This window comes from Occallatibacter savannae, assembly GCF_003131205.1.
GTDB lineage: Bacteria > Acidobacteriota > Terriglobia > Terriglobales > Acidobacteriaceae > Telmatobacter > Telmatobacter savannae.
Window position 1 is genome coordinate 444,899 of sequence record NZ_QFFY01000002.1, and the last position, 23,045, is coordinate 467,943.

The following is a 23,045-nucleotide window of genomic DNA, read 5'->3' on the forward strand; positions in this document are numbered from 1 at the left end:
GGTGGGGTAGAGCTTTGCTCTAGTCTTGACGTATGAACGATCGCGAATTGCTGGCGCAGATTGGGCGTTCCGCCGGAGGCAAAGCCGGTTACAAGCAGCTGGTGCGGGAACTTGGACTTGGCGGAGGGCGCGAGCGCCGGCTGCTGCTGGAGCAACTGGCCCGCATGACCGCACGCGGCGATCTGGTCAAGACAGACCGGGAGCACTGGAGTCTTCCGAGGAAGACAACGGGAGGATCGCGCGAGAACCTGGTTGCGGGGCGTCTCGATCTGCACCGGGATGGGTACGGGTTTGTGCGGCCGAACGCACGACAAGGCGCGGGGAAAGAGGATGATGTCTTTATCCCGCCGGACGAGATCAACGGAGCCATGCAGGGTGATCAGGTTCTGGTTGAGCTTGCGCCGCCTCGCGCGGATGGCCGGAGGCTCGGACGCATTGCCCGGATTCTCGAACGCCGCAATCCTACCGTCGTCGGTATCTTTCATTACGCGAGATCGGATCGCGAGCAGGGACACAAGCTCGTTCCTTTCGACGAGAGGATGACACAGCCGATCGTTATTCCTCGCGGCCAGGAGATTCCACCGGAGGCAAAGGACGATAATCCGCACCGGGTGATTGGGCGTGAAGCGGCGGCTGCTGCGCACTACGACGACCTCGAGGGGCTGGTGGTGGATGTGGAGATCACGAGCTGGCCCACTCCGACGCGTCCGGCGGTCGGGCGTGTGGTTGAAGTACTCGGCGATCCGGATGACTTCGGCGTGGACGTGGAGATGATGATCCGTAAGCACCAGCTTCCGCGGGTGTTTCCGGAGAAGGTTCTTGCCGAGGCACGCGCTGTGGCTTTCGTGGACGAGGTGGAGGTGAACCGGCGGCAGGACTTTCGCAATTTTCCAATTGTGACGATTGATGGTGAGACTGCACGGGACTTCGACGACGCTGTGCTGGTGAACGAAAGGCCGGACGGAGGGTTTGAACTGCATGTTCACATCGCCGATGTGGCGGAGTACGTTGGAGCGGGAACTGATCTGGATCTGGAAGCGCGCATACGGGGAACAAGCGTCTACTTTCCGGATCGCGCCATTCCGATGCTTCCGCAGGAGCTGTCGACCGATGTTTGCAGCTTGCGTCCGAAAGAAGATCGGCTGGTACTGAGTTGCGTAATGCAGCTGACTTCGAACGGACGGGTTGAAAGCTTCAAGATTTCGGAAGGAGTGATCCGGTCGGCTGAGCGAATGACGTACACCGATGTGCACGCGATTCTCGACGGCGATGCAAAGACGCGGGCGCGATACGAAGGCCTGGTCCCGAATTTCGAGCGGATGAAGCGGCTCGCATTGCTGATGAACAAGCGCCGCGAGGAACGTGGGTCCATCGATTTCGATCTGCCGGAGCCGGTGATCGAGTTTGACGAGCAGGGGCAGATGCGCGGCGTGACTCGGGCAGAGCGGACGTGGGCGAATCGGCTGATCGAGGAGTTCATGCTCGCGGCGAACGAGTGCGTGGCTACATGGCTTGAAGACCTCGGCGTTCCGTCGCTTTATCGAATTCATGAAAAGCCTGATCCTCGGCGCGTTGTTCAGTTTGAGGAACTGGCTGCGAGCTTCGGATATACGCTCGGGCTCGGAGCGCTGCCGGTGAAGCGCGTGCAGACTCGCGGAGACCGGAGAGAGGCACAGCGGAGCGGGCGACAGGCGAGGACCCATGAGGTGCCGGAAGACATTGCAGTTACGCCGAAGATGTATCAGAAGCTTGCGGCGCGTGTGGAAGGCAAGCCGGAAGAGCGCATTCTGAGCTACCTGATGCTGCGGTCGCTGAGCCAGGCACGCTACTCGGAGATCAATGAGGGGCACTTCGCGCTTGCGGCTCCGACGTATACGCACTTCACTTCGCCGATCCGGCGCTATCCGGATCTGATCGTTCATCGCATCACGAAGGCGTTGCTGCGTGCCGGCGTTGATGGACGCGGCGAAGTGGCTGAAGGGCGACATGCATCTCCGTGGACTCATCCCAACGAGGGACTCAAGGGGTTAGTCATCCATCATGGCAAGAAGCGACACGATGGAGGAAGCTTTCGTGGTGAGCCTCCGATTGCGGAGGCAGAGCTGGCGCAGATCGCCGAAGAGTCGAGCCAAGCTGAACGACGCGCGGCTGAGGCGGAACGCGAGCTGGTGGAGTGGAAGAAGGTTCGCTTCATGCAGGATCGCGTGGGCGAAGAGTTTGCCGGGCTGGTGCTGAATCCGACAAAGTATGGGATGTTTGTTGAGCTGACGGATCTCTTTGTTGAAGGTCTCGTGCCGATCGAGAGCCTTCGCGACGATCGCTATACCTGGCGCGAGAACACGCACGAGATCGTGGGTGAGCGTTGGGGCAGGCGATTTCGGGCGGGAGATCGCGTGCAGGTTGTGCTGGACCGCATTCTTGCGCAGGAGCGGAGGCTTCAGTTCTCGATCGCGGAGGAAGGGATTCCGCTCACGGGCAAGAAGCAGCCCAAAGCTCCGAAGAAGACGAAGCGAAAAAGTCCAGAACAGGCAATTGGTTCACAGCGAAAGAAAAGCAGGTTTGCGAACAAGCGCGGACGGAGGCGGTAAGACTTCTTTGCCGCCTCGATGAAGTGCGACTACTTCAATGAGAGCTTTTCAGCGAGGCGCCCGATGATGGGAAGCCTCATGGCTTTGCCACTCGCGGCCTTGATGACACAGGCGAGCCAAAGAACGAACCAGAACAGAAACATGAGCCGCATCGAGTAAGCAAGCGCTGCGGTTCCAATGAGAGGCGTGACCAGCGCGACGGCGCCTACGACGATGTCCGAGGCGAAGGCCGCCATGCTGAGCAGGATGGATTGCCACGCGTGGAAGCGGAGGTTCCGGTCGTCTTTATAGGGCGAAACGACGAGAAAGACGCCGGCCGGCAGGAACGTGAAGTAGGAGATGGCGCCGGCTGCTTTATAGGAAAGCGCAGGCTTGTCCATGACCGTTATTTCCGATCCTTCCGGAGCAAAGCTACTGGTTGTGAGACTGCGCGTAGGAGTTCCCATGATTGTTCTAAATCAAGAAAAACGCGGACGCGATGTCGAGGTCAAGCGGGATGTGTGAGCTGACCGCTCTTTAGTACTGTGGCGCTCACCAGAGCGAACCCTGGGCCGGGTCTTCGGGCTCGCAGGGTTGCAGGAGGCCGGCTTCGTCGTTCTTGACATTGCCTACGCGTTCGTTCACGGGCCAGCTTCGCATCTTTTCTGCGGGAAGCGGCCGCAGGAGATCGATGGGAGGACGGGCCGGATCACCAGGCTCCATCCAACGGTCGTAGTCCTTTGGTTCGAGGATGACGGGCATGCGGTCGTGCACGGTTTCAGCAAGCTCGTTCGGGTCGGTGGTGAGGATGGTGAAGGTCTCGAGCGGTTCGCCATCCTTGGGTTTCCAGCGCTCCCAGAGGCCGGCGAAGGCGTAGGGTTCGTCGTTCTTCAATCCGAAGGCGAACGGCTTTTTTGCTTTGCCCTCGAGTTTCTGCCACTCGTAGAAGGCGTCGGCGGGAACGAGACAGCGGCGCTTCTTGACTGCGTCGCGATAGAGAGGCTTCTTCTCGACTTCTTCGGAGCGGGCGTTGATGGTGGTGTAGCCGACTTTGGGATCTTTGGCCCAGTAGGGCACGAGTCCCCAGCGCATGAGGGCAAATTCTGGCTTGCCGGTGTCGTGGTTGAGGCGAACGACCGGCTGGGTGCTTTGCGGGGCGACGTTGTAGCTGGGAGCGAAGAAGGGCATGTCTTCCAGTTCGACTCCGAACCAGTCGGCGAGCACCTCTTGCGTTGATCGACGGGCAAAGCGGCCGCACATAATCTTCTCCTTTGATTTTAGGCGCGGGGAATGCGGTGCATTGGAGCCAGAGCGCTCGCGTCTCGATATGTCATGCTGTTGATCCCATACAATGGTGAGGGGAGCGGAAGAGATGGCGCATACCGTATTTTGTGTACGTTACAAGAAAGAGATGGAGGGGCTCGATGAGCCTCCTTTCGACTCAGAGTTCGGGCAGAAGATCTACAAGAATGTTTCGAAGGCCGCGTGGAGCGAATGGGTCGATCGGCAGAAGATGCTGCTGAATGAATACCGGCTGCAGCCGTGGACTCCGCAGGCGCAGCAGTTTCTGGTGGAGCAGATGGATCAGTTCTTCTTCGGTGAAGGGTCGGCTCTGCCGCAGGAGTATGTTCCGCCGTCGCAGTAGGCATTGAATTGCGGGAGGCTTCGGCGGCGATTGCTGATGGCTTCGCTTTTGGAGACGATTTCTCGACGATTGCGATTCCGACAACGCACACCGTCGCCGCGTTTCGAGGGAGAGATTTGTTGTCCGTTTTCGGACACCATACCCCCGCCCCCCTCCCTATATAGCTTGCGAGCAAGTACTCTGTTTTGTTTCGGTTGCGAAGAGCGGTGCGCCGCAAGTGTATCTCGGGATTGAAGTTAACCGTAAGTGTATCTTGTGGATGGATTTAGAGCGGATTTTCTTCCTTTCAGCGCTTCTAGTTTCCAGCTCAAAATCTTAGCTATGTCCGGGATCGCTACGAGGAGCGAGGAGTGTTCTCTCGCTGGTCCTCGCAGATGGGCTGTTGGTTGTTTGAGCTTTGATTCCAGTATGCGCTTTTGTGCGAAATAGACTGCAAACGGAGAGAAGAATTCTGGAGTTCCGATGCGCGGGTTTCCAGAATGGGAACTGCGAATGCGGCGCGCTTCGTGGGTCGGCAATGAGCGTGCTTGCTGCGAGAGCTGAGTTGCGGAGGAAGTTGAATGGTCGGGACGGGCAGATTTCCGCCGCAGCGAGGTGTCGCTGGGGACCCCATGAACTGCCGACGGCTCGGCTTCGGCTCGCGGACCCCTCGATTCTGAATTGGCGTCATCTGCTGCGGCAGATGACGGATCGGGGTGCTTCGTGGGTCGGCAGTTGAGTGTGCTTGCCACGAGAGCTGAGTTGCGGAGGAAGTTGAATGGTCGGGACGGGCAGATTTGAACTGCCGACCCCTCGCACCCCAAGCGAGTGCTCTACCAGGCTGAGCCACGTCCCGACACAGTCGAGCCGGCTCGGGTGAGCCGGCCCTTAGGGGTTCTGATTTAGTTTACACCAGCGTTTGGATTGCGCTGATTTCTTCGCGTGCAGCGAGGGATTGGATTTCTGTCGCCCATCCGGGGCTGTGGGAGATTGGTTGCGGTGTTCCCAGCACTGCGCCTCGCTTGTGCTGGGCTAACATCCGTCGTTCCCCTGGGGAGCTTGCCGTGCTCGCTGGACAGCAGGGGCTGAAGCCGCGGTGTCTCGGAATGAATGTTGCTATCGGCACGACTGAAGTCGTGCCCGGACGCTTATTGATCAAGCCTGCATCCTGGGGGCGTCGAAGACTGATGTACGGGACGGCGTTCCGTGCTCTCTTCTATGAGTCGAAGAGGGAGCCGGAGGAGTTGGAGAGGGGAGCGGAGCGAGGTTTGCGCCGGATGGAGTGGACCTGGGGCATGGCAACCGCTTTCGAGGCGGAGCTGGCGGGGGCGGCGAGGATGCCGGCGATCTCGCGGAGCTCGGTGCGGATGCGGCTGATGATGAGGGATGCTTTGTCGTTTCTGGCTGAGGCGTCGTTTCTGGCCGGGGCGGATGGAGCGGCTTTGGCTGCGGCTGATTTTGCGGCGGGGCCGGGAGCGGCGGCTGTTGCGTCGGCGCGGCGCTGCTGGCCGAGTACCTGGCGCGCGCCGGATAGCGTGTAGCCCTCGCCGTAGACGAGGCGCTTGATTTCGACGGCGACCTCGACGTCGCGTTTGCGATAGAGGCGCTGGCCGGTGCCGCTCTTGTTGGGCTTGAGCTGGGGGAACTGCGACTCCCAGAAGCGAAGGACGTATGGCTCGACCTTGAGAAGGCGCGCGACGTCTCCGATTTTGAAATAGAGACGATCGGGGATCGTAGGAATTTCAACGGCGCGCTTCGGGGATGGATGCGATGCCATAACAGAAGACAGCCAGACCGCGCTGTTAGTCGAAGTATAGGCCACAGCTTGCACCCAAAGTGAAGCAAAATCGGGCGGTTCGACGCTGGGTGATCACGAAATATGTTGAAAATCGGGCCGTAAATGGGTGGGTTCAGGATCGGGATGGACGTTGGACGGGGTTCCGCGGGGTGGCGCCTCGGGGAGCAGCGCGCAGATACTGCACGGGCCAGGTTGTGGTGTCGCCGAGGGCTTCGGCGGCGTGAAGGGGCCAGTAGGGGTCGCGGAGCATTTCGCGGGCGAGGAGGACGATGTCGTCCTGGCCGTTGGCGATGATGCCGTTGGCCTGTTTCGGCTCGGTGATGAGGCCGACAGCGGCGGTGGGGATGCCGGCTTCTTTGCGGATGCGTTCGGCAAAGGGGACCTGGAAGCCGGGGGCGGCGGGGATTTTGGCGTGGGGAACGAGACCGCCGGAGGAGACGTCGACGAGATCGACGCCGTGTTCGCGGAGGTGGCGGGCGAGTTCTACCGATTCGTCGGGGGTCCATCCGCCTTCCGCCCAGTCGGTGGCGGAGATGCGGACGAAGAGCGGGAGATGGTCGGGCCATGCAGAGCGCACAGCATCGGTGACTTCGAGGAGGAGGCGGATGCGGTTTTCGAAGCTGCCGCCGTACTGGTCGGTGCGCTGATTCGAGAGCGGAGAGAGGAATTCGTGGAGGAGGTAGCCGTGAGCGGCGTGGATTTCGACGAAGTCGAACCCGGCGGTGTTGGCGCGTTTCGCTGCATCGGAGAAGGCGCTGATGGTGCCGGCGATTTCGGCTTCGTCGAGGGCCTTGGGAGTCGAGTAGGTTTCGGAGAAGGGAATAGCGCTGGGGGCGACGGTTTGCCAGCGGCCTTCTTCGGGTGTGAGCAAACGCTCGCCGCCGAAGGGAACGGTCATACTTGCTTTGCGACCGGCGTGAGCGAGTTGGATTCCGGCGCGTGAGCCCTGCGAGTGGATGAAGCGGACGATCTGGGAGAGCTTGTCGATGTGCTCGTCTTTCCAGATGCCGAGGTCGCCAATGGAGATGCGGCCTTCAGGCGTGACGGCAGAGGCTTCGAGCATCACGAGGCCGGCTCCGCCCTGGGCGCGTGCGCCGAGGTGGACGAGATGCCAGTCGGTGGCAAAGCCGTTTTCGGAGGAGTACTCGCACATGGGCGAGACGCCGATGCGATTGGGGAAGGCGATGGAGCGAAGATGGAAGGGCGTGAAGAGGGGTGTCGTCATGGTGTGCGTTCAGACAAGAGATGCGCGAACTGATCAATTGGAGGCAAAGGTCAGGTTGTCGTTTTCCGAGGTAGCGCTTTGGCCGTAGATTTCGGAGGCTTCATTGGACCATAGTGCTCCCAGATTCGCAGCAGCTCTTACGGCATCTGGGCTCACCGCAGACCGACCCCCGATATGTTCCAGTGTTTCGGCAGGACTAATGAGCTTATATGGCTTACTTCAGTGAGAACCTTCCCTCAGCGGCTAAAGCCGCCACTCTCCTGACGGCACTTAACTGCACGGATAAATCCGTGCCCTTTCAAACCGTGCCGAACTGAGAGTGTTTGAGCAAGCTATGAAGTCGTGCCCTTTCAAAACGATGTTGAAACGGACCTTTTCAGCAAGACCGAAATCACGTCCTTCACATCATGTTTTGGGCACGCCCCTAGTCAGAGTCACTGCACGTAGCCGGGGCCGCGGAGGACTTTGCCGGGGAGTTTGCCGGTCATTTTGCCGTCTTCGATGACGGGGACGCCGTTCACGAGGACGTAGTCCATTCCGACGGAGAGCTGGTTGGGATTTTCGAATGTGGCTTTGTCGGTGATCTTGTCGGGATCGAAGACGACGACGTCGGCCCACATGCCTTGCTTCAGCACGCCCCGATCGGTGAGGCGCATACGCTGCGCGGGAAGCGCGGTGAACTTGCGGATGGCGTCGGGCAGGGCGAGGGCGTGCTCTTCGCGGACGTATTTGCGGAGGATGCGCGGGAAAGTGCCGTAGGCGCGCGGGTGAGGATGCTCGGAGGCGAGGAGGCCTTCTGGCGATGTGCCCTGCGAGTCGTTGTCGATGGACATCCAGGGCTGCTTGAGGCCGAGGACAACGTCGGGTTCATCCATGCCGAAGACGGCGACTTCAGTGAATGCCTTGTCCTTGATGAGAAGGTCGCAGAGGGCGTCGATAGCGTCTTCATGCCAGAGGGCGGCGACGTCGGAGAGGCGTTTGCCCTGGAGGGGGACGAGCTCGGGATTCTGGACGACGGCGATGAGGATGGCTTCGGGGCCGGGGATCTCCTGCCACTCATTGTCCCAGTCCTCGCCTGCGGAGTCTTCGCCGGTGCTGGTGAGGTCCTTGCGAATGCGCGCGCGCTGGGCTGGGTCTTTGAGGCGGGCAATCAGTTGAGCATCGCCGCCGTCGTGCGCCCAGGGTGGGATGAAAGCGGAGAAGGTGTTGAACCAGGCGGTGTAGGCGTAGGTGTTGGCGCTGACGTCGATGTCGGAGGCGCGGGCGGCGTCGATGCGGGAGACGATCTGCGGCATTTTGCCCCAGTTGGATTTCCCGGCGGCTTTGAGATGCCAGATTTCGACGGGGATGTGGGCTTCGCGGCCGATGCGGGTGGCTTCGTCGATGGACTCGAGCACGGCATCGCCTTCGCTGCGCATGTGAGTGGCGTAGATGCCGCCGGACTTGGAGGCTTCGCGAGCGAGCGCGATGAGTTCTTCGGTCTTGGCGTAGGGGGCGGGCGAGTATTGCAGGGAGGTGGAGACGCCGACGGCGCCGTCGCGCATTGCGTGGTCGACGAGGGTCTTCATCTGGTCGAGCTGCACGGGGGTGGGGTCGACCTTGGCGTCGCCGAGGACCATTCTGCGGACGGAGGTTGCGCCGACGTAGCTGGCGAGGTTGATGCCCATGCCCTGTTTCTCGATGCGGGCGAAGTATTGGCGGAAGGTGCGCCAGTCGGGGGTGATGTGGAGGTGGTCGTAGCCGGCGCGGTCGGCGGCGATGATGCTGTCGTTGAGCGGAGCGACCGAGCCGCCTTCGCCGGTGATTTCGGTGGTGATGCCCTGGTAGATCTTGGAGGGGAGTCGAGGATCGACGAGGATTGTGAGCTCGGACTGGCCGAGCATGTCGATGAAGCCGGGAGCGACGACTTTTCCGACGGCGTCGATTTTGCGGGTGGCGGGGGCGGAGGCGAGGTCGCCGATGGCGGCGATGTGGCCGTCGCGGATGCCGATGTCGGCGGAGTACCAGGGGGAGCCTGTGCCGTCGATGATGTGGCCGTGGAGGATGACGATGTCGAAGGAGCCGTTAGTCGCGCCGGTCTGGCCGAGGAGCGAGATCGACATTCCTGCCGCACAAAGAAGAGCGAGTTGCACGGATTTTTTCCACATAGGTTCCTTTTCTGGTTCGGAAGTTCTCTGCTTATCTCCGCGATTTTTCGGGTTTTCGGTTTCAGCTATTGTCGCGCAGCATCACCGCATGACCTCGGTACTCTGCACATTCGTAAAGTTTCGGCCACTCGGCTTACAATAACGGCAACAACCATGCTTGGTAATGCCCGAGCAGGACTGATCTGATACTGCGAACGCGCGTCCTCACTCGAAAGCGAGTTCCCGCTGTTCGGCAATTTTAGAATTCCGGGTCCACCGCGGTGGTCCCAGCCTTGGAACCCTGGTCCTAATAGGACAGAAAAGGAAATTGCTTTGAGCGCTATGTGGAAACCTACCCAACAGGGCCAATCGTCCCCGAATACTACCCCAGAGCCTGTTCGTCCTACGCCCGTGCAGCCATCGATTGAGACGCCGCGCGCGACCGCATCTTCATCTTCTTCCGCCTCCCCTGCCGGTGAGCAGGCGTCGATCAGCAAGGGTCTCTCCATCAAGGGCGAAATTACCGGTACCGAGTCTCTGTTCATCGACGGCAAGGTCGAGGGCAGCATCAATATCCCGGGCAATCGCGTGACGGTGGGCAAGAACGGCGTGGTGAACGCCAGCATCAGCGCCCGCGAGATCGTTGTGCTTGGAAAGCTGAAGGGCAATGTGACGGCGACCGATCGCGTGGACATTCGCGCGGAAGGCGCGCTGACCGGCGACGTGGCAGCAGCCCGCATCAGCATCGAGGACGGCGCGTTCTTCAAGGGCGGGATCGACATTCGCAAGGCGGATGGAAAGCCGACCGCTGTGCAGAACGAAAAAGTCGCGGCGAACGCCTAGTTTTTCGGGACTGACCGCACGGACCCCTGCCGCGGCAGGGGTCTTGGTGTTTCATTGAGGCTTGTTTAGCGTGAGGTCGGGTCGCGTAGGTCAGGCTAGGCGGAGACGCTTCATCAGGACGCGAGGCAGGGCAGAGCCTGTCTGTTTGAGTACGAGCAGGGAGATTCCAGCCCAGAGCGCTCCGCCGAGCAGCAGCACGATCAGGTCGTACCAACGACCATGCGTGTGGACGAGTCTGGCGATTGAAGAAATCAGGAACCAGGTGATGAGGCCGCCTGCGATGCACGAGGCGAGGCAGCGGCCCATCTCGGGGTAATCGAGTCCGGCGAGCGAGACCATCTGGCGGCGGTGCAGCAGGACCGCGATTGCGAGGGTCTGCATGGCTATGCCGATGTCGGATGCGACGGCGAGCCCCATGGCGCCCTGAGCGTGAAAGAGTCCGAAGTAGATGGGCAATGAGACGATCGTCACGACCGTCCCGGCGGCCATGGGCACGAGGGTGTTGCCGGCTGCATAAAAGGCGCGGGAGTATATGGCCTGCGCGGACCACAGGAACATGGAGACGGAGAAGACCGCGAAGTAGGCGAAGCACTGCGCAGCGTCGGTGCGGGTGAAGTGGCCGCCGGTGAAGACGAGGTCGATAGCCGGCTTGCCGAGCGCGATCATGGCGGATGCTGCGAGAAGGCCGAGACAGGCGACGCGCGAGACGGATTCGGCGACGACGTTTGCGAATTCATACCGATTATCTTTGGCCCAGAGGCTCGCGAAAAAGGGCATCGATGCTGCGCCAGCGGCCTGCGCAAGGACGGCCATGGGAGCGGTGAAGAACTGCTTCGCGTAATTGAACTGCGAAACTGCGCCGCCGATCCTGGAGGCGAAGTGGGCGATGATCCAGTTGTCGGCTGTGACCAGCGAGACTCCGGCGATGAGGGGAAGAGAGAGCCGGACCCACTCGCGCAGGCCTTCGTCATGCCAGTCGAGGATTGGACGATAGCGTACGCCGGCGCGCCGCGCGGAGATCCAGTTGAGGAAGAAAGGGCCGAAGAACGCACCCGCAACGGTGCCGATGGCGAGCGATGCGACGCCAAGCTGCTTGACGAGCAGCAGGCCGCCAACGATCGTGCCCAGGTTGTAGATGAGAGGCGAAACGGCCTGCACGTTGAACTGCTTGCGCACCAGCAGCACTGCGCCGAAGACTCCGCCGGCAAAGAAGAACAGCTGGGCTGGAAGGAGGATGCGGGTGAGGCGCACGCACAGCGCGGCTTTTTCGGCGTCGAAGCCGGGGAACCACCAGCCTACATACCAGGGCGCTACGATTTCAGCGAGCAGGATGGCGCTGCCGAGCACGAGGTACATGGTGCTGAGGATGATGGAGAGCGAGCGTTCTCCTTCCTTTTCGCGGCCGGTTTCCCGATAGCGCGTGAGGATGGTAACGAAGGTGATGGAGGCTGCTCCGCCTACGAGGAAGTAGGAGATCATGTCGGGGAGAACGAAGGCGGCGTTCAAAGCGTCAGCCTGCATTCCGCTGCCGAAGAGCCACATGATGTACTTCACGCGGACCAGGCCGATGATGCGGGAGAGAAAGACCGAGACCATCAGCACCAACGTGGCGCTGAAGGCGGAGTGGGCGTGGGAGGGGCGCAGGACGCGGGTGAGACGCGCCACGAGCGAGGGCCTGGCAAGCGGTGCTTGAGTTGGGAGCTGTTCTTCCACTGTGTTGATTCTATCGGTGCAATGGACGCAGCGACGTCTGCTACGAAGCGGCGCGTATCCTGTGAGGCAGGAGGAATGTTGATGCGCCGGGTGGCTGGATGTTTCTTCGTCGTGGTTCTTAGCAGTGCGGGACTGTCGCAGTCGATTCGTGGGCGGGATGGGATTACTTTACCGGCGGCGCCGGTGGTGGAACCGGGGCCGGTGGTGGATGACTACTTCGGGACGAAGGTGACGGACAACTACCGTTGGCTGGAGAATGCGAAGAGCCCGGAGACGCGCGCGTTTATCGACGAGGAGAATGCTTATACGACCCGGTATCTGAAGCAGGCGCGGGTGCGAAGTCAGATTGTGGATGATCTGGATCCGCTGGAGCACACGACGCGCTGGTCGATTCCCATGCAGAGGGCGGGGAACTACTACTTCATGAAGCGGCTTGCGGGGGAGGAGCAGGGGTCGATCTACGTGCGGCGCGGTTGGACCGGTGCGGCGGAGAAGGCCGGACCGAAAGACGAGCGCCTGGTGGATCCGGCGAGCTTCAGCCGGGACAAGAACACGTCGGTGCGGCTGGTGGATGTGTCGCGCGACGGGCTGCTGGTGGCATACCAGGTGAGGCAGGGCGGGGCGGACGAATCGACGATTCGCGTGTACAGCCTCACGAAGAAGAAGGCACTGGAAGATGAGATTCCGGCGGGGGTGTACTACTCGGTTTTCTTCTCGCCGGATGGGAAGGGACTGTACTACGCGCGGACGGATGCGAAAGGGACGCTGCTGTATCTGCACACGCTGGGTATGCGCAATTCGACTGACAAGCTTGTGTTCGGACGGGAATTTCATGGCGAGCTGCTTGGGCCGATTGATCTCTTCAATGCGGAGATCACGGATGACGATCGGTATCTGGTGATCACGATCCAGCGCGGGGTTCCTCCGACGCGCGTTGATATCTGTTTCCGCGATTTGAAGAAGCCGGGCGCGCCGTTCGATGTGCTGGTGTGGGGGCTGGATTCGCGGTTCTCGGCGAGCTACTTCAAGGGATCGTGGTATGTGAAGACGGACTACAGTTCGCCGAATTACCGGATACTGCGCGCTGACCCCGGGATCATGCCGGAGGCGTGGAAGACGGTTATCCCCGAGGGGAAAGATTTGATCGAGAGCTTCGAGATTGTCGGCGGGAAGCTCTATGTGAAGCGGCTGCACGATGTGAAGTCGGAGATCAGCGTGTACACGGTGGACGGGAAGCCGGCGGGGCAGGTGGATCTGGAGGGGATTGGCAGCGCGTCGAACGTGACGGGGCGAACGATCGACCGCTATGGGTTCTTCAGCATGGAGTCGTATATTCAGCCGCCGACAATCTATCGGATCGATACGCTGACCGGTAAGCGCGAAGTGTTTGCTGAGCCGAAAACGGCGTTCAAGACGGCTGATTATGAGTTGAAGCAGGTGTTCTTCAAGTCGGCTGATGGAACGCAGGTGCCGATGTTCATCGCGGGGAAGAAAGGCCTGAAGCAGGATGGCTCGGAACGACTGCTGATGACGGGGTACGGCGGGTTCAACCTGAGCGAGACGCCGGCGTGGAGTCCGGCGTGGGCGTGGTGGCTGGAGCAGGGCGGGTGGTTCGCGGTTCCGAATCTGCGCGGCGGCGGCGAGTACGGCCAGAGCTGGCACGAGCAGGGGATGTTTGCGAAGAAGCAGAACGTGTTTGACGACTGGTTCGCGGCGGCGCGGTATCTGATCGAGCAGAAGTACACGTCGGCGGAGCACTTCGCGATCAGCGGGCGTTCGAATGGCGGATTACTGATGGGTGCGTCGATTACACAGCACCCGGAGTTGTTCTCGGCGGTGTGGTGCGGGTATCCGCTGCTGGACATGCTGCGGTATCAGAAGTTTGAGCAGGGGCCGCACTGGACGACGGAGTACGGGTCGGCGGAGAAGCAGAAGGATTTCGGGTGGATCTACAAGTACTCGCCGTATCAGAACGTGAAGCCGCGGGCGGACTATCCGGCGGTGATGTTCTTCACGGGGGACAGCGATACGCGAGTGGATCCGCTGCATGCGCGAAAGATGACGGCGCTGCTGCAGGCGGAGTCGAAGAGCGGACGACCGGTGCTGCTGCACTACAGCACCACAGGCGGGCACTCGGCGGGCGTGAGCGTGGAGCAGCAGATTCAGGATGACGCTGATCAGTTGACGTTCTTGTGGACGGAGACGGGGAGTTCGTCGAAGGCGCGGCAGGCGCGGACGGCGGGCGGGGATCAGCCCTGAGGCTGGACTGAATAGGGAAGTAAGCGACGAGGGTGGCCGAATCGGGAATGCGATCGAAGAATTCCGGCGCGATGTGTGATCGCTGGTGGCAGCGCGCGTAAGCTTTGGCCATGTCGCAGCCGGCACAGTCCGCGTCTCGTGGATCGGGGAACAGCTTTGCCGATATGCTCGCATCGTTTGCCGGCGGGGAGAGCGATGGATGGGACGATAGCGGTCTCGAGGCGGATGTAAGCACGATTGGCGGCGTACCGGGCGGGCGCGTGACTGCCGAAACGCGCAACGTTTCGGTTGCGGATGAGACTGAGCAGAATACGGCATTGGGTGTTGATGCGCGAGAGCCGGGCAGTTCTTCGGCCCGGGTGAGGCGGGGGGCAAGTATCACGATTCGCGTGACGGCTGAGGAGCAGAGCCGGCTGCAGGAACGTGCAGCCGCGGCTAAGGTGAGTGTTTCGGCCTATCTTCGGTCGTGTGTGTTTGAGGCAGAAGCGTTGAGAGCCGAGGTGAAGGAAGCGCTTGCGCAGCTGAAGTCGGCGCAGGAGACCGCTGCCAGTTCTTCGGATGCGCGCGGCCGGCGGCGATGGGCATTGCGTTCAGGATGGTGGCGGGGCCGGGCTGCCAACAGTTGAGTTGTTATTCGACTTCGAGGATCAAGCACTTGAGGTACTCGGTTTCGGGGATGTTGAGGATGACGGGGTGATCGGGCGCTGCGCCCCGGCGTTCGAGAAGGCGCACGCGGCGGTGGGCGTCGGCTGCCGCTGCGGCGACGATCGCTTCGAAGTCCGACAGCGAGACGTGGTGGGAGCAGGAGCAGGTAACCAGCAGGCCATGGGGCTTGAGCATCTGCATGGCGCGGAGGTTGAGTTCTTTGTAGCCGCGAAGAGCGCCTTCAACAGCACGTTTGCTTTTGGCGAAGGCGGGCGGGTCGAGGACGATGGTATCGAAGCGTTCTTTGGCGGCGGCCCAGTCGCGAAGGACGGTGAAGGCGTCGGCTTCGAGCCAGTCGACTTGAACGTTGGAGCGGAGCTGGTCGCGGTTCGCGGCGAGATTGCGCTCGGCGACTTCGAGTGAAGCGCGCGAGCTGTCGATGCCGGTGACGTGGTTTGACACGCGGGCGAGGTGCAGAGCGAAGCCGCCCTGGTAGGTGCAGACGTCGAGAGCGCGGCCGCCGGGTGAAAGGATCCGGGCCCAATCGGCTGCGGCTTTGTAGTTGGCATGCTGGTCGAGAAAGGCGCCGGTTTTCTGTCCGGCATTGGCGTCGTAGTGGAACTTGAGTCCGTTGAGTTGGAACTGGGTGGCGGTCAGCGGATGCGCGGGATCTACGGCGTAGAGAGGGGCGGGTGAAGGCGCGGACATGCCTTCCAACTCGCGGATGCGCGGATCGGGACGTTCGAGGATGGTTGACGGATTGATCTGCTCGCGCAGAACGGAGACGATCTGGTCGCGGACGGCGGGGGAGTCGAGGCCTTTTGTCAGGAGCTGAACGATGACCAGGTCGTCGTACTTGTCGATGACGAGGCCGGGAAGCTCGTCGGCTTCGCTGAAGCAGAGGCGGCACGAGTCATTCTCACCTTTTGGCGCCTGCAGCGCGGCCATGCGTCTTTCAATTGCAGCCTTCAGCCGTTCCTGCAGCAGGTTGAGCCACTCGGTCTCTCTGATTGCTTCGCGCGAGATGAGGCGCAGCGCGATCTGGGAGGTGGGGCTGTAGAGGGCAGTGCCCAGGAGGACGCCGCGGTAGTCGGCAACGGGAAGGAGTGCCGGCGGTTCGGCACTGGCCGCAGCGAGCTCGGTAAATTCGATATCGGAGGAGTAGACCCAGACGTGGCCAGCTCGGAGGCGGTCCGCGGCGCGGCGGCTGACGCGTGCGCCGAAATCTGCCTGTGTAGCAGAAGTGAGTTTTTCTTGAGAATGGGGATTTTGCGGGGGAAGCGTTCTCTGGGTGGAGGACGCTTCCCGCTTTTTCCGCTTGTGTGTCTTCGGCTTTATCATCTGCTTCCTTGCCGGAAGCAGTGCTGCCGGCGACTAGGGCTGCTGGATCGATTCGAGGTAATGCGCCAGGTTTGAGATTCTGAGCTGTTTTTCCTGGACGTTCGTGCGGCTCATGTTACCAAAAATGGGTCCCCAGACCGGCATAGCGGCAGAGCCGTGGGAGGAGAGAGTTGAGCCGAACTGAAGGACGGCGACAACATGGGTGTCCGGGTACTTCCCATGGTTGTTGCGGGTAAGCTGGGTCAGATCAGTGGGGGAGGACTTCATCGCGGGAGCGACGGGACCTTTACCCTTTCCGTCAACACCATGACACGGGGCGCAGTAGTTTGTGTACATTTGCCGGGCATCGTTCGGGGCAGTTTTGCCTGCGGGTATGACGACCTTGCTGGTCTGATCCGCAAAGGTGATGGTTGCTGCCAAGATCCCGATTGTTGCTGTGAGTACAAGACCCTTTCTCATAAAACTCCTCAATTCCGGACCTCTCCCGCGGGCGAGTTTGGGCAGGAAGTTGCGCGTCTGCCGGAGTTGCCGGTTCGCGGCATCGTCCCGGGAGGGTTCAGTCCGACGGAGACTTTACTCCCGTCATGGCTATCGGGGGCAGTGATGGCAGGCACATGGATTTTGCCTTAAACATTGCAGCTCAGGAGGGCACTCGTCGCCGAAGATTAACTCATAGAGCCTTGAAGCCTAATGATCTCTGCTTGCGAGATGGAAGAGAGAGATCGCTTCCCGGAGCGCTTGTTTTGGCGGTTTGCAGGCGCTCGCAAAGTCAGGCGGTTGAGGCAAGTTCAACATTCGGTGCCTATAATGAAGTATGGCGACAGTCCGGCAGCCTACTCCAACGCCGAGCGCTGATCCCGCGATCCCTGCGGTGCAGGTCAAGGCTGTCCAGCCGGGCCCCAAGCCGGTGCTGGACCAGGCTGCGATCGACCGCCGGTTTGAGTCGCTGCTTGGCAGGGTGCAAGCGAATCGCCCCACCGAAGATGTTGCGCTGATCCGGAAGGCCTGGGAGTTCTGCGTTCACCACCATGAAGGGCAGATGCGGGCATCAGGCGAGCCGTACATCATTCATCCGCTTGAGGTGGCTGAAGTTCTGGCCGAGATGAAGCTGGACGCGACCGCGATCGCTGCGGGGCTTCTGCACGATGCGGTCGAGGATACTCCGGCAACGAGCGAGCAGATTGAAAGCGATTTCGGCGACCAGGTGGCGCATATCGTCGAAGGCGTCACGAAGATCGACAAGATTCAGTTTGCCAATCGCGAAGACCGGCAGGCGGAGAACGTTCGCAAGATGCTGCTGGCCATGGTGACGGACGTGCGCGTGGTGCTGATCAAGCTTGCGGATCGCCTGCACAACATGCGGACGCTGGAGCATCTGCAGCCGGATCGGCGCGAGGCCATCGCGCGGGAGACTCTCGACATTTACGCGCCCCTTGCGCACCGGCTTGGAATGGGCAAGGTGCGCGGCGAGCTCGAGGATCTGGCGTTTCGCTATACCGACCCGGTGAGCTACGAGAAGGTTTCGGCTGCGGTGGAGGCTCAGCGAGTCGAAGGTGAGCAGTTCCTGCGCAACGTTGAAGACACGCTGGTCGAGCAGCTGCGGGAGAACAACGTTGAGGCGCGCGTGGAGTGGAGGATCAAGCGGTACTACTCGATCTTCCAGAAGCTGCAGCGGTCGAAGGTGACGTTCGACCAGGTTTACGACCTGCTTGCGGTGCGCGTGATCACGCAGGATGTTGCGTCATGTTATGCGGTGTTCGGGCTGATTCACACGATCTGGCGGCCGGTGCCGGGCCGGATCAAGGACTTCATTGCGATTCCGCGCGCGAACCGCTATCAGTCGTTGCATACGACGGTGATTGGGGAGGGCGGGCATCAATTTGAGGTGCAGATCAGGACTGAAGAGATGCACCGGATCGCGGAAGAGGGAATCGCGGCGCACTGGAAGTACAAGACGAAGGATGATGTCGTCACGGCGCGGGACGAGGAGCGGCTGAACTGGATTCGCCAGCTGGTTGAGTGGCAGAAGGAGATGACCGATCCGAATGAGTTCCTCTCGAGCCTGAAGATGGACCTCTATCCGGATGAGGTCTACACGTTCACGCCGAAGGGCAAGGTGGTGGTTGTTCCGGCGGATGGAACCCCGGTGGACTTCGCATACACGATTCACACCGAGGTCGGGCATACGTGCGTGGGGGCCAAGGTCAACGGACGCATGGTTCCGCTGCGGACGAAGCTGCGCACGGGCGACATTGTCGAGATCGTCACGCAAAAGGATCACAAGCCGAGCCGGGACTGGCTCACGTTCGTCAAGAGCCCGCGAGCGCGCAACAAGATCAAGCACTGGCTGAATGAAGACCAGCGACGCAGGGCGGTTGAGATCGGCCGCAAGCTTTTGGAGCGCGAGGCGCGCAAGTTCAAGGTGCCGATGACGCAGATCGACGACCAGGATCTTGGACGTATAGCGGGCGAGTACGGCGTGGCGACGGCTGTGGATCTGCTGGCGACGATCGGGCAGGGGAAGCACAGCGCGCACCAGATTCTGAACAAGCTGGCGCCGGGTTACGCCAATCCCCCGGAGGGTACGACGGGGAGCGAAGCGCAGCAGCCAGGTACGGTTGAGCAGGCGATGTCGGATGCGGTGCGCAAGCTGCACCTGACGGGCTCGGATTCGCTGCAGGTGGAGGGGCAGAACGATCTGCTCGTATATCGAGCGCGATGTTGCAATCCGATTCGCGGCGAGGAGATTGTCGGGTATGTAACGCGAGGCAAGGGAGTGGCGGTACACGCGCGCAGTTGTCCGAACGTGCAGAACCTGCTGTACGAGAGCGACCGGCGGATTAACGTGGAGTGGTCGCGGGTTGGCGACGAGAATGGACGACCGCAGCGCTATCCGGTGAAGATCACGATCTTCTGCGACGATCGGACAGGCATGCTGAAAGAGCTGACTGCTGTGATTTCGGATGACAACACGAATATCCGCGGAGTGGATATCCGGCATGATGACAATGGCGAGGCGGTCATCGAATTTGTGGTCGAAGCGGAAGATGTGCGGCACTTGAACCGGATGGTGCTTGGCCTGCGGCGCGTGCAGGGAGTGCGCACGGTGCAGCGGACGCAGAAGCTGTAGTGCTTACCGCTTTGTGCTTTTGTCAATCTGTCGGAATCCTGCAGGTCGGAACACTTTTCCGACCAAAGATGGCGGGTCGAATTCGAGTTGTTGCGAACTTTCGCGCATTGCCAAGGCGTCAGCAAGGTTTTTCTGCTTCGACGTGATCCGGTTGTATTCCCTGATGCTGAGCAGCACATAAGATGGCTTGCCTCGATGAGTGATGATGACAGGCACTGTTTCCGCGGTGCGCTTGACCTTCCCTGAATTGTTGTTAAGATCACGGCTCGAAAAAGTCGCTTCAGTCATTCCATCACCTCGTAACAACGCACCTACATTGTGGCACCCTTGTGCTCAAGAGGCTAACCTGTAGCTATGTTGGACGTGCGAGAGTGGCTACGTGATGTGCGCGTGCTTGATGGCGGGTTGGCGTCGGAGTTGGAGTACCTGGGCGCTGATATCAACGGGCCGCTGTGGTCGGCGCATGTGCTGGAACAGACTCCAGAGAAGATTGTCGCTGTGCATCGCGCGTACATCGAAGCTGGCGCAGAGATTATCGAGACGGCCAGCTACCAGGTATCGCGGATGGGCTACGCCGAAGTTGGGCTCGGAGCGTGCTGGGCTGACGGCGCGCTTTTGCGCTCCGTTGCTCTCGCCAAGGAGGCGGCCCGGTTCTATCCTAAGCGCCGAGTCCTGGTAGCAGCATCGCTCGGACCGTATGGAGCGGCGCTGCATAACGGTGCGGAGTATCACGGCAAGTACGACTGCACCTTTGGCGACCTCGTGGAGTTTCATCGGCAGCGCATCAACGTGCTTGCTTCTGCGCCGCCGGAGGAGAGTGCCGACCTGCTGGCGTTCGAGACGCTGCCTTCGCTGGCGGAGGCTGAGGCGATCGGGGAAGCGCTTGCGCGGCATCCGGAGCTTGCGGTCTGGTTTTCGTTTACGTGCCCGGATGCAATTCATGTAGCCCACGGGGAATTGCTGAGGCAGTGCGCGACGGCGGTGAGCGCGTTCCCGCAGACGGTTGCGGTGGGCGTCAACTGTACGCACCCGACGCTGATCGAGTCACTGATTGGGGAACTGCGAGATGCATCGGACAAGCCGGTGATCGTGTATCCGAACTCCGGGGAGGGATGGGACGCGGAGCGCCGGTGCTGGACAGGCGCCAGCGATCCTCAGGATTTTGGAGATGCGGCGCGAAGGTGGTTTGGCGCCGGCGCGCAAATCATCGGAGGCTGCTGCCGCACGCGTCCGGCGCACATCTCAGCAGTCGCTGCTTCCGCAGGATGAAGATCTATTCATTTTGAATGTGTTAGCTCGATAGGGGCTGATGTCCGAACCACCCTTATGGCTCGAGGCGCGTCTCACCCAATGGGTACCTTTGCAAGACTCTCATTGGTGAGGTTTTTGTTTGCACAGTTTTCGCGTTTGTCCTAGACCGCGCGTTCTGGTCTGGTGTGTCCTCCTACTCAGCTTCAGCTTCGCATCTCCTCGATCACAGGCGCAGTCGGGCACGCCAGAAGGCGCGCTTCCAAGTGCCCCGGTTCCTGCACAGGTTCCCGGCCAGCCAGCTGGAGAAATCGCACAGAACGCTGCGACCGGGAACATCTCCGGTACCGTTCTGGATTCGAACGGAGATGTTGTTCAAGGCGCGACGGTGACGCTTTCGGCGGGTTCAGTGAAGCAGACTGCGGAGTCGGGCGCGGACGGGCAATTTCAGTTTGGCGGATTGACGGCGGGCACGTACAGTGTTTCGGCGACCGGGCAGGGGATGAGCTCGTACACCTCGCAGCCGGTTGAGCTTAAGCCGGGGCAGTTTCTCATTCTGCCTGCGATCAAGCTGAACGTGTCCGGAGGAACAACAAGCGTCGTTGTGAACGGAGACAAGGAGCAGCTGGCAGAGGAGCAGGTGCGGATTGCAGAGCAGCAGCGGGTTGCCGGCATCATTCCAAACTTCTTCAGCGCGTACGACTGGAACGCGCCGCCGATGATGGCGAAGCAGAAGTTCAAGCTGTCGTTCCGATCGCTGATCGATCCAGTTTCGATCGTGACTGTGGCGGGCATTGCAGGCGCGGAGCAATATAAAGGGCTGTTCTCAGGGTATGGCAGCGGCATCGGCGGATACGGAAAGCGATTCGGTGCGGCGTATACGAATCGATTTGCGGGAGAGATGCTTTCGCGTGCGGCGTTCCCGTCGATCTTTCACCAGGACCCGCGGTACTTCTACAAGGGCAAGGGGAGCATCAGCTCTCGCGCGCTGTACGCGATGTCGCGGGCTGTGGTGACGCGGACGGACGATGGACAGCTTCGACCTAATTACTCGGAAGTGCTTGGCGACTTTTCGGCTGGGGCAATTTCGAATCTCTACTATCCGAAGGCGGATCGAGGTTTTTCGCTGGTGATGCTGAACGGGGCCACGGGAGTTGGTGCGAACGCGGTATCGAACCTGATACGGGAATTCTTGCTCAAGGGGCTGACGTCGCACGTGCCAGCGGGAGCGGACGGTCAGCCCTGATCGGGCGGATTCGTTTCCCACTCATCGCACGATGAGGCTGTGCGATGAATGGGACACATAGACATTCAGAGCCCGTGGTTTCTCCGTTCAGAGCACCTGTTTGGCGATGGTCATGAGCTGCATGTTGGAAGTGCCCTCGTAGATCTTGCCGATTTTGGCATCGCGGTAGAACTTTTCGGCGGGGTAGTCGCGAACGAAGCCGTTGCCGCCGAAGATCTCGACACATTTGCTGGCGACGCTCTCTGCAACCTGTGAGGCGAAGAGTTTGGCCATGGCAGCTTCGGTGACGTAGGGCTGTCCGGCATCTTTGACGCGCGCCGCGTTGTAGACGAGAAGCTTCGCGGCCTCGATGTCGGTGGCCATCTCAGCGAGCGCGAACTGGACGGCCTGGAACTCGGAGATGGGTTTGCCGAACTGCTTGCGCTGTTTCGCGTAGCGTGCGGCGTGGGTCCATGCGCCCTCGGCGAGGCCGAGCATCTGCGCGCCGATCCCGATTCGTCCCTCGTTGAGGGTTTCGATCGCAATTTTGTACCCCTTGCCTTCTTCGCCGAGCAGATTCGCGGAGGGAACTTCGCAGCCGTCGAGGAGCAGCTCGCAGGTGCTGCTGGCGCGGATGCCCATCTTGTCTTCTTTGCGGCCGATGGTGAGACCGGGGGTGCCCTTCTCGACGAAGAAAGCGGTGATGCCCTTGTATCCGGCTGCGGGATCGAGCGTGGCGAAGACGAGGAAGATTCCTGCTTCTTTGGCGTTCGAGATCCAGAGCTTGCGGCCGCTCAGGCGGTAGCCGCCGTCGATCTTTTCTGTGCGTGTCTGAAGGGCAAAGGCGTCTGAGCCAGACCCAGCCTCGCTGAGAGCGTATGCGCCGACCGTACCTTCGGCCAGTTTCGTGAGCCAGTGAGCGCGCTGATCTTCGGTGGCCCAGCGGCGAATGGCATTAACGACAAGGGTATTGTGCACGTCGACGAGAACGGCGACACCTGGGTCGACCTGGGAGATAGCCTCGATGGCGAGGACTGCGTCGAAGAAGGAGCCGCCCGAGCCGCCGAGAGCTTCCGGTACTTCAATTCCCATCAGACCGAGTTCGGTGAGTTTCTGGAGGAGGCCGGGAGCCAACTGCTGTTCGTCATCCATGGAGCGAACGAGCGGCGCTATCGTTTCTTCAGCGAAGCGACGGATGGTCGAGTAGAACAGCTGTTCTTCTTCGCTCAGACGCGTGAGGGGAGCAGACGAGTGGCCATGTTCTGACAAGAAAATCGGTACCTCCGGCATCGGAGTTTAAC

The 23,045-nt window shown here is 60.8% G+C and carries 18 protein-coding genes and 1 tRNA gene; 8 read left to right on the forward strand and 11 right to left on the reverse strand.

The window, feature by feature from the left end; all coding sequences use genetic code 11:
- Positions 1-32 precede the first annotated feature (32 nt).
- Positions 33-2,588, forward strand: a complete 2,556-nt coding sequence (locus tag DHV10_RS09335; protein WP_109486080.1) for a ribonuclease R family protein — start codon at positions 33-35, stop codon at positions 2,586-2,588.
- A 29-nt stretch (positions 2,589-2,617) separates the two neighbouring features.
- On the opposite strand, the gene DHV10_RS09340 is transcribed toward DHV10_RS09335, so the two are convergent.
- Both DHV10_RS09340 and DHV10_RS09345 read right to left on the reverse strand, forming a co-directional pair.
- The gene (locus tag DHV10_RS09340) at positions 2,618-2,968 is read right to left on the reverse strand and encodes a DUF4870 domain-containing protein (protein ID WP_109486081.1); all 351 of its coding nucleotides are present in this window, start codon (positions 2,966-2,968) and stop codon (positions 2,618-2,620) included.
- A 151-nt stretch (positions 2,969-3,119) separates the two neighbouring features.
- Complete coding sequence (locus DHV10_RS09345) at positions 3,120-3,827, reverse strand: SOS response-associated peptidase (protein WP_109486082.1); 708 nt, start codon at positions 3,825-3,827, stop codon at positions 3,120-3,122.
- 112 nt (positions 3,828-3,939) lie between these two features.
- On the opposite strand from DHV10_RS09345, the gene DHV10_RS09350 reads away from it, so the two are divergent.
- The gene (locus DHV10_RS09350) at positions 3,940-4,212 is read left to right on the forward strand and encodes an oxidative damage protection protein (protein WP_109486083.1); all 273 of its coding nucleotides are present in this window, start codon (positions 3,940-3,942) and stop codon (positions 4,210-4,212) included.
- A 758-nt stretch (positions 4,213-4,970) separates the two neighbouring features.
- On the opposite strand, the gene DHV10_RS09355 is transcribed toward DHV10_RS09350, so the two are convergent.
- The 4 genes from DHV10_RS09355 to DHV10_RS09370 form a co-directional block, all read right to left on the reverse strand.
- A tRNA-Pro gene (locus DHV10_RS09355) sits at positions 4,971-5,047 on the reverse strand.
- Positions 5,048-5,407: 360 nt separating this feature from the next.
- A complete protein-coding gene (locus tag DHV10_RS09360) occupies positions 5,408-5,968 on the reverse strand; it encodes a MerR family transcriptional regulator (protein ID WP_109486084.1) in 561 nt (186 codons plus the stop codon).
- A gap of 133 nt (positions 5,969-6,101) precedes the next feature.
- Complete coding sequence (locus DHV10_RS09365) at positions 6,102-7,214, reverse strand: NADH:flavin oxidoreductase/NADH oxidase (RefSeq protein ID WP_109486085.1); 1,113 nt, start codon at positions 7,212-7,214, stop codon at positions 6,102-6,104.
- Positions 7,215-7,648: 434 nt separating this feature from the next.
- A complete protein-coding gene (locus DHV10_RS09370) occupies positions 7,649-9,361 on the reverse strand; it encodes an N-acyl-D-amino-acid deacylase family protein (RefSeq protein ID WP_109486086.1) in 1,713 nt (570 codons plus the stop codon).
- Positions 9,362-9,682: 321 nt separating this feature from the next.
- On the opposite strand from DHV10_RS09370, the gene DHV10_RS09375 reads away from it, so the two are divergent.
- Positions 9,683-10,183, forward strand: a complete 501-nt coding sequence (locus tag DHV10_RS09375) for a bactofilin family protein (RefSeq protein WP_109486087.1) — start codon at positions 9,683-9,685, stop codon at positions 10,181-10,183.
- A 90-nt stretch (positions 10,184-10,273) separates the two neighbouring features.
- On the opposite strand, the gene murJ is transcribed toward DHV10_RS09375, so the two are convergent.
- On the reverse strand, positions 10,274-11,896 hold the full coding sequence (murJ, locus tag DHV10_RS09380) for a murein biosynthesis integral membrane protein MurJ (protein ID WP_109486088.1): 1,623 nt from the start codon (positions 11,894-11,896) through the stop codon (positions 10,274-10,276).
- A gap of 81 nt (positions 11,897-11,977) precedes the next feature.
- Here murJ and DHV10_RS09385 point away from each other — a divergent pair, with 81 nt between their 5' ends.
- Together DHV10_RS09385 and DHV10_RS09390 are read left to right on the forward strand one after the other, a co-directional pair.
- The gene (locus DHV10_RS09385; protein ID WP_109486089.1) at positions 11,978-14,155 is read left to right on the forward strand and encodes a prolyl oligopeptidase family serine peptidase; all 2,178 of its coding nucleotides are present in this window, start codon (positions 11,978-11,980) and stop codon (positions 14,153-14,155) included.
- A gap of 110 nt (positions 14,156-14,265) precedes the next feature.
- Positions 14,266-14,781: a plasmid mobilization protein gene (locus DHV10_RS09390; RefSeq protein ID WP_162601374.1), complete on the forward strand. Its 516-nt coding sequence runs from the start codon at positions 14,266-14,268 to the stop codon at positions 14,779-14,781.
- A gap of 4 nt (positions 14,782-14,785) precedes the next feature.
- Here the strand turns inward: DHV10_RS09390 and DHV10_RS09395 are convergent, their stop codons facing one another.
- The gene (locus tag DHV10_RS09395) at positions 14,786-16,141 is read right to left on the reverse strand and encodes a class I SAM-dependent rRNA methyltransferase (RefSeq protein WP_109486091.1); all 1,356 of its coding nucleotides are present in this window, start codon (positions 16,139-16,141) and stop codon (positions 14,786-14,788) included.
- A 33-nt stretch (positions 16,142-16,174) separates the two neighbouring features.
- The gene (locus DHV10_RS09400) at positions 16,175-16,600 is read right to left on the reverse strand and encodes a c-type cytochrome (protein ID WP_109486092.1); all 426 of its coding nucleotides are present in this window, start codon (positions 16,598-16,600) and stop codon (positions 16,175-16,177) included.
- Between the two features lie 355 nt (positions 16,601-16,955).
- Between DHV10_RS09400 and DHV10_RS09405 the strand changes: the two genes are divergently transcribed.
- Positions 16,956-19,271, forward strand: coding sequence for a RelA/SpoT family protein (locus DHV10_RS09405; RefSeq protein WP_109486093.1), 2,316 nt, complete (start codon positions 16,956-16,958; stop codon positions 19,269-19,271).
- 3 nt (positions 19,272-19,274) lie between these two features.
- On the opposite strand, the gene DHV10_RS09410 is transcribed toward DHV10_RS09405, so the two are convergent.
- Positions 19,275-19,559 carry a type II toxin-antitoxin system Phd/YefM family antitoxin gene (locus tag DHV10_RS09410; RefSeq protein ID WP_109486094.1) on the reverse strand — a complete coding sequence of 95 codons (285 nt, stop codon included), beginning with the start codon at positions 19,557-19,559 and terminating at the stop codon, positions 19,275-19,277.
- Positions 19,560-19,625: 66 nt separating this feature from the next.
- On the opposite strand from DHV10_RS09410, the gene mmuM reads away from it, so the two are divergent.
- Together mmuM and DHV10_RS09420 are read left to right on the forward strand one after the other, a co-directional pair.
- Positions 19,626-20,540: a homocysteine S-methyltransferase gene (gene mmuM / locus DHV10_RS09415; RefSeq protein WP_109486095.1), complete on the forward strand. Its 915-nt coding sequence runs from the start codon at positions 19,626-19,628 to the stop codon at positions 20,538-20,540.
- A gap of 121 nt (positions 20,541-20,661) precedes the next feature.
- Positions 20,662-21,765: a carboxypeptidase-like regulatory domain-containing protein gene (locus tag DHV10_RS09420; protein ID WP_109486096.1), complete on the forward strand. Its 1,104-nt coding sequence runs from the start codon at positions 20,662-20,664 to the stop codon at positions 21,763-21,765.
- Between the two features lie 87 nt (positions 21,766-21,852).
- Here the strand turns inward: DHV10_RS09420 and DHV10_RS09425 are convergent, their stop codons facing one another.
- Complete coding sequence (locus DHV10_RS09425) at positions 21,853-23,013, reverse strand: acyl-CoA dehydrogenase (protein WP_239461421.1); 1,161 nt, start codon at positions 23,011-23,013, stop codon at positions 21,853-21,855.
- Positions 23,014-23,045: the final 32 nt, after the last annotated feature.

What these genes read in the sequence shown, in the direction of transcription:
- DHV10_RS09365 (WP_109486085.1), bottom strand. Translation starts at nt 7,214, where the DNA reads ATGACGACACCCCTCTTCACGCCCTTCCATCTTCGCTCCATCGCCTTC.
- DHV10_RS09345 (WP_109486082.1), bottom strand. Translation starts at nt 3,827, where the DNA reads ATGTGCGGCCGCTTTGCCCGTCGATCAACGCAAGAGGTGCTCGCCGAC.
- DHV10_RS09395 (WP_109486091.1), bottom strand. Translation starts at nt 16,141, where the DNA reads ATGATAAAGCCGAAGACACACAAGCGGAAAAAGCGGGAAGCGTCCTCC.
- DHV10_RS09360 (WP_109486084.1), bottom strand. Translation starts at nt 5,968, where the DNA reads ATGGCATCGCATCCATCCCCGAAGCGCGCCGTTGAAATTCCTACGATC.
- DHV10_RS09410 (WP_109486094.1), bottom strand. Translation starts at nt 19,559, where the DNA reads ATGACTGAAGCGACTTTTTCGAGCCGTGATCTTAACAACAATTCAGGG.
- DHV10_RS09385 (WP_109486089.1), top strand. Translation starts at nt 11,978, where the DNA reads ATGCGCCGGGTGGCTGGATGTTTCTTCGTCGTGGTTCTTAGCAGTGCG.
- DHV10_RS09375 (WP_109486087.1), top strand. Translation starts at nt 9,683, where the DNA reads ATGTGGAAACCTACCCAACAGGGCCAATCGTCCCCGAATACTACCCCA.
- DHV10_RS09340 (WP_109486081.1), bottom strand. Translation starts at nt 2,968, where the DNA reads ATGGACAAGCCTGCGCTTTCCTATAAAGCAGCCGGCGCCATCTCCTAC.
- mmuM (WP_109486095.1), top strand. Translation starts at nt 19,626, where the DNA reads ATGTTGGACGTGCGAGAGTGGCTACGTGATGTGCGCGTGCTTGATGGC.
- DHV10_RS09370 (WP_109486086.1), bottom strand. Translation starts at nt 9,361, where the DNA reads ATGTGGAAAAAATCCGTGCAACTCGCTCTTCTTTGTGCGGCAGGAATG.
- DHV10_RS09400 (WP_109486092.1), bottom strand. Translation starts at nt 16,600, where the DNA reads ATGAGAAAGGGTCTTGTACTCACAGCAACAATCGGGATCTTGGCAGCA.
- DHV10_RS09405 (WP_109486093.1), top strand. Translation starts at nt 16,956, where the DNA reads ATGGCGACAGTCCGGCAGCCTACTCCAACGCCGAGCGCTGATCCCGCG.
- DHV10_RS09335 (WP_109486080.1), top strand. Translation starts at nt 33, where the DNA reads ATGAACGATCGCGAATTGCTGGCGCAGATTGGGCGTTCCGCCGGAGGC.
- DHV10_RS09350 (WP_109486083.1), top strand. Translation starts at nt 3,940, where the DNA reads ATGGCGCATACCGTATTTTGTGTACGTTACAAGAAAGAGATGGAGGGG.
- DHV10_RS09390 (WP_162601374.1), top strand. Translation starts at nt 14,266, where the DNA reads ATGTCGCAGCCGGCACAGTCCGCGTCTCGTGGATCGGGGAACAGCTTT.